Raw genomic sequence first — 6102 nt, 5'->3', positions numbered from 1 at the left:
TTACGATTGATTCTCCTAAAGCAACAGGACTTTTATTAAATTTCCAAGCTTTAAACGGAATTTATCAGGGTTCAGATGCCAAATATGTGGATATCTATGTTGAATATCAACAAGTCGTTTCTGGTACACCAACTGGAGCTGTTTTTAATAAAACTATCCGCTTGAGTGGTAAAGCAAATAACCGTGACAGTGTAGGCGGGTCGATGTGGATTAATTTGCCGTTTACTGGAGCTGTGCGTTTTCGAGCAAGACGAACTAATGATAATGGGGATGCTGTAGATTTATCTGATGAAGTTAAATTTTATACAGCCTATGCATATCGTTACTTGTCAAAACTGATCTATGACAACCGCGTATTGATACGCCAACGTACTCAAGCAACACGTGCTGCAACTGCTGTTGATACACGACAAACAAACTGTATTGCTGAGAGCTTAGTTTATTCATATCGCGGTGGTGTTAAGTCTGCTGAACGCATACCATCACGAAATATAGCTGATCTATGCATTGAATTAGCTTTGCATAAACGTATTGGCCGACGTTCGTTAAATGAAATTAATACTGAAGAAATCTATCGAGTATTTGACGATGTGGTTGATTACTTCGGTTCTGAAAAAATGGCTGAGTTTAATTATACGCTTGATAATGCTAACCAGTCTTTTGAAGAAATTTGTCGAATGTTTGCGGGTGTATCCGGATGTAATGAGCGTCGATTAAATCGTGAGCTTTACTTTGATTTTGAGAAAGCCGGGAGACAACCAATATTGTTATTTAATCACAGAAATAAGAAGGCTTTATCTGAAGTTAGAACCTATAATTTTAAGATAGAAAATAATTATGACGGTGTTGAAATAACGTATGTCGATAGTGAAGCAGGGTGGATAGAAAAAACTTTAAAAATCCCGAATGATCAAATCACTAATCCTAAAAAGATCGATGGCTATGGGATTGCTTACAAAGAACAAGCCCATATTATTGGTTGGCGTGCTTGGAACAAGCTGAAGTATCAGCGAGTCAATTGTAAGTTTAATTGCTTTGCTGAGGGTGAGCTCACGGAACGCGGGGACCCGATTATTGTTGTTGATGATACCCGTTTACCTTATATCGTATTTGGAGAGGGGGCAAAGACTTCTGGAGAGGTTTTAGTGTGGAATGGCTTAAATATTGAAGTAAGTCAACCATGTACTTTAACAACGGGTCATGACTATATGATTCATCTACAAATGAAAAGCGGGTTTACTGATCAAATCCCAGTTAGCCAGGGCGCAAGTGAGTATGAGTTAATTTTGGCCCGTCCACCACTTGAAGCATTGGTAACAGAAGGCGAAGTAAAAACCGTGTATTCAATCACTGTAGATGATCGGCAAGATGAAGAGTTATTTCTAGTCTCTATCAAAAATCGAAATGGAGTTTTTGAAAATTCCGTATCAGCAACCAATTTAGATGAACGCTATTATCAAAATGATAAAGACATCATCAATAACCTAATTTAACCCTGGAATGAAATTAAAGCCCTGCATTAAGCGGGGCTTTTTTTGGAGAAAATTTTATGGCGATTATTACCGAAGAGAAGATAGCCAATTTATACCGGGATATTGAAGATTCTGGTAAAGCGCCAAATACTGATGGGATGATTACCCCACGTTATGGTGTGCCTTTTAAGTCATTTCCAATGGTTGCGCGGGAAGGTCAAGAACTCTTTCAACAGTCTGTTCAGCAAATCATTGAAGCGGGATTAATGGAAGGGTTTGCCACTGAAGCTGAGTTATTGGCAAGTAGACCAACTGTTTTAAAGAAATATGCAAAAGCAAACGATACTAAAATCGTTTGGTTTTGGAACAAGCCAAGTGGAGCACCTGACGGAAATTATTGGATTAGTACTGGTACTAGTGAGCTATCGCAAGCAAATGCAAATACTGACTTACGGGAACGTACTTCAACCTATAAAAACTTTTTTAATATTGACGAAATTGTTGGTTATGATCTTTCTCGAATAACTAATCTTGCAGGCCGTTCTGCTGTGACTCGTATTCCGCCAAAAGGGGTGAAAATCACGGTTCCAGGAGCAGCGCCGGGCGTGACAACAGATGTGCGTTGGAGATTTAGTGCTGCATACTTTAAAGATACGAATGTAATATCTGCTTCGTTCCGTTTGAAAAGTCTAAACGCGGATGTTGGTGCAGCTACTCAGGCAGTCAAATTTACCATTTGGCAGACAAATGCTACTTTCAATTCTATTAAAACAGATTTCGTAACAGTAGCGGGGCCTGAAGCTGTTACTGCTGAAAAGAACGTATTAATAGAAAACATCTCTTTAGATCCATCTGCTGTATTTGTGGAGATTGGTTTTAGCATTATTGCATTGAGTACTAGAAATTTAGTTTTTGAAGACTTTTGTTTAAGTCAGGCACCCAAAGGATTTTTCATAAGACCTTTGGCAATTCCTAGAAATTTATTTCCAGATCCAAACTATAGTGGACAATATGCAGAGATTTTCTTAGGTTTAGCTCGTATTGAAAATAATGAATTGATCATGACATTTGAAGAAACAAATGCCTTGAGACAATCTCTTTATCAATTCCCAGCTCTTGGCCCTTTCTCGCCTGGTGCAATATTACGCTTTGGCGCTGAAATATTTAGTAGTGGTACTAACGCAACACATATGTCGATGATTTTCTATGATGCTAATAACATAGAAATATCGAGGTCAAATCAAGATTCGAGGGTTGCTAATGTTTATGACATTCTTTCTTCTGAATATATAGTTCCACAAAATTGTGTACGTGTTGATTTACGTCTTATGAAAGATAGCAATGCATCAATTGCTAAGTTTAAACCTGCATTTTTATATAGCACATTTCAAAATCGGCCATCTTTTAATCCACAATTTCCATTAACAATGCTTTTTGTTGATGTAGTGAAAGGATCTGATTTAAATAATGGCACATCATCTGCCCCAGTCAAGACGCTTAAAAGAGCTATGTTAATGGGCGGCTACAATACCCGTGTTGTCGTAGAGGGTGGGGATTATAATGAAGCTCCTCAAATTGGCCCAAGAATAGGAGTTTTAGAGGTTGTAGCAGCCCGTAATGCGCGAGTGCGCTTAATTGGGGGAACTCAAGTCACTGGCTTTACTCAGACAGCGGGTTTCTCAAAAGTTTGGCAAACAAATTTAGCAGTTAGTCCACTATTAGATTCAGACCGGAGTGGTTTTTGGTTAATACATCATGGTGTACCTGATGAAACAACACTTATTCCCGATAATGATCGTCACAGTCTTCATGAAGGTAAAAAGTATCGAATTGCAGACTATACACGTATTTGGAAAGTTGACAGTGTTGCCGAGATTGAAAGTAAAACGCGGCCTTCATGGTATTGGTTCGAAGGTGTTCTTTATCTAAGTTGTGCGGGGTTTGGCAATCCTAATAATGCGGATATACGTATTCCTGAAAAAACTTTAAGCCCTTTTTACACTTCAGCGACTACAAAAGATCAGAAAATCAAACTTGTAGGCATTGAATCGTTCTACTGGCTAAATGGCTTCAGAACTTGGGATTTTTCAAGTGTTGAAATGATACGCTGTAAAACTTGGGGTAATCGAGTTAATGGAGTCGAACACAGTAATACGATGAGTGTATCTCGTGAGTGCTGTGAAAGTGGTGGAAATTGGGTCGATGGTACAGGGGCGCATGTACATACAGCACAAGGCCGACCTAATCCTTCAGGTCAAAGCTGTCTTTATATGGGCTTTAATAATTACGAGCATGATACGGGTGACGACGGGCAATCTTTGCACGAGTATTGGCGCGGTGTCGACTATGGCGGTTTGATTGAACATCCAGGTGACCGTGCACTTGCAACAGCCGTAGGTGGTCACTCTGTCCATCATGATCTTGAAGTTAGAGATGCTGGCCAAGGGGTTGGACTTTGGCCCATTGATGATGGTGCAGGGTTTTCTTGCGTTGGTACTTCAACTGACGGAGGCATAACAACAAATATGGAGTTGATAAATTGTGTAGCTAAAAGATGCCGTATAAGTATTAACGTTGCTGGTGTGGAGGTTAATAAAAACGTTGTTAATGCGCGGAATTTTAAGTCCTTTGATCCAATTTACGCACATTTTAATAGTTCTGGAGGTGTCTTGAATTTAGAGGATGCGTCATTCCGTGGAAATGCACCACTTAAGCTAACTGATAGTGGTGGTCTTATTAATATTTCTAACACAGAAAAAGTACCTGAAAACTAGCCCTGCAAATGCAGGGTTTTTTATTGCCAATTTCTGGAGAAATAGGTCATGGCAGATAACCAACAACTTATAGATACATCAACAGCTTTAGCGGCCAGTAAAGGGGCAACTTACGGGGGTAGTGTGGCAGGTGCAGCATCGGCGTTTGTCGGGTCAATCGATTTAGCTTTTTGGGTCAGTATCTTCATTGGTTTAGGTGGATTTTTAATGAACTGGTATTACGCCAGACAGAAAAATAAGCGCGATGAAGAGTTACATAAAAAATTAATGGGTGAAGATAGTCATGACAAACAAGACTAAATTATTTGTAATTGGTTCAACTTTAGCCGCCTCGATGGGCGGTTTTTTTATTTTTGGGCCTAGTGATCAACAAGTACAAGCGACGGCAGAAAAAGAGGGTTATACACCAAAGCCGACTATTCCGGTTAAAGGTGACCGTCCAACGATTGGTAATGGTACAACATTTTATCCAAATGGCCGTGCTGTAAAGATGAATGACCCGGCCATTACTAGAAAGCAGGCTTTTGAGTATTTGAAATTCACAATGAATAAAGATGCTCAAGCATTCAATAAGACATTGCTGAACATTCCAATTTCACAAGCTGAATATGACCTTTATCTAGATTTTACTTATCAATATGGAATTGGTGCCTGGTCTGGCTCATCCATGCTGAAAAATCTAAAAGTTAAAAAATATAAAGCCGCATGTGAATCTTTATTGAAATGGAAATACGTTGCAAAGCGTGATTGTTCAATCCGTTCTAATGGTTGTTATGGGGTTTGGATACGTCAAATTGATCGATATCAAAATTGCGTAGGGGCTAATTCATGACTTGGATTTTATTAAATAAACGCTGGACGGCTATCGCCATTTTACTTTTGCTGGTGTTCATTCAGACGGCTATCACAAATCACTATGTAAAGATGCTTAAGCAAGCAGATCAGCAATGCCTGTCACAGATACAAGACATTGAGCGAAAGCAAGTGAAAGCACTTGCTGAAGCACAAAACCAAATTAATAAAGTGAGCGCAGACTATGAGCAATATAAGTCAGAACAACGTACAAAAGTCGAGTATGTTGAGCGTGAAGTGCAAAAGATCGTTGAACGTCCTGTTTATAAGTCTGCTTGTGTTGACGCTGATGGCGTGCAGCAAATCAACGATCTTATCAAAGCCGGTAATACCAGCTAACTTAATGCAGCCATGCCCAAATTTGAATGAATTAACGGGCACAACGGGTAAAGACTGGATGTTATGGTCGGTCGATACGGTTGCTAAATATAATGATTGTAAAGCCCGTCATGGTGGAGTTATAAAAGCCATCAATTGAGGGCTAACAAAATCCTTATAAAATAAGATTATTTTGTCTTAACAGTTTGATAAATTATTAATTATGTTTTATATATTGAAGCTTGAAAAAATAATGGAGAGTTATCGTGAGCGTTGATTATACTAAAATCAAAAAAGTAATTACTATTTATAATACTCAACAGGTTAATAAATGCCTTAGTGAAGGTTGGGTTATTTTAAGCATTGCTAGTGGGCAAGATGAAAGTAAGTACCCATTAAATCAGTATTCTCTTGGGCACGTAAATGAATTTGCTGAGGTCCCTCAATAACTAAATTGTCATAAAAAAAGTCATTCAATTTCTCTTGAATGACTTTTTTTATTTTAATAACTATCTTTTTTTTATGTGATCATCAAAAACTAATGACTTTGAACCTTTATCTAAGTATTCAACAACACCAAGCAGTTTTGTTGCGAAATCAATTAATATATTACTTTTACTAGGTTCGAATATTTCATACTTAACTTTAAATCCAACAATTATTAATTCAGTAGTTGGACTAATAAT

General features: G+C 38.3%; 6 protein-coding genes. All 6 read left to right on the top strand.

Going from position 1 to position 6102, the window contains the following annotated elements:
- The coding region (locus UC75_RS20600; protein ID WP_265597220.1) for a host specificity factor TipJ family phage tail protein at positions 1-1493 on the top strand (1493 nt) is incomplete at its 5' end.
- 56 nt (positions 1494-1549) lie between these two features.
- On the top strand, positions 1550-4246 hold the full coding sequence (locus UC75_RS20595; RefSeq protein WP_049837168.1) for a hypothetical protein: 2697 nt from the start codon (positions 1550-1552) through the stop codon (positions 4244-4246).
- Between the two features lie 48 nt (positions 4247-4294).
- Complete coding sequence (locus tag UC75_RS07255; RefSeq protein ID WP_049837167.1) at positions 4295-4546, top strand: holin; 252 nt, start codon at positions 4295-4297, stop codon at positions 4544-4546.
- Positions 4530-5078: a glycoside hydrolase family protein gene (locus UC75_RS07250; RefSeq protein ID WP_049837166.1), complete on the top strand. Its 549-nt coding sequence runs from the start codon at positions 4530-4532 to the stop codon at positions 5076-5078. Before UC75_RS07255 ends, UC75_RS07250 begins: the two co-directional genes overlap by 17 nt.
- On the top strand, positions 5075-5437 hold the full coding sequence (locus tag UC75_RS07245; protein ID WP_049837165.1) for a hypothetical protein: 363 nt from the start codon (positions 5075-5077) through the stop codon (positions 5435-5437). The genes UC75_RS07250 and UC75_RS07245 overlap by 4 nt, the downstream gene beginning before the upstream one ends.
- A gap of 245 nt (positions 5438-5682) precedes the next feature.
- Entirely contained in the window at positions 5683-5865 is a 183-nt protein-coding gene (locus UC75_RS07240) for a hypothetical protein (RefSeq protein ID WP_049837164.1), read from the top strand.
- Positions 5866-6102: the final 237 nt, after the last annotated feature.

This window comes from Acinetobacter sp. V2, from assembly GCF_001188385.1.
GTDB lineage: Bacteria > Pseudomonadota > Gammaproteobacteria > Pseudomonadales > Moraxellaceae > Acinetobacter > Acinetobacter oleivorans.
The sequence above is the reverse complement of the archived record's forward strand: the minus strand, read 5'-3'. Positions and strand labels throughout refer to the sequence as shown.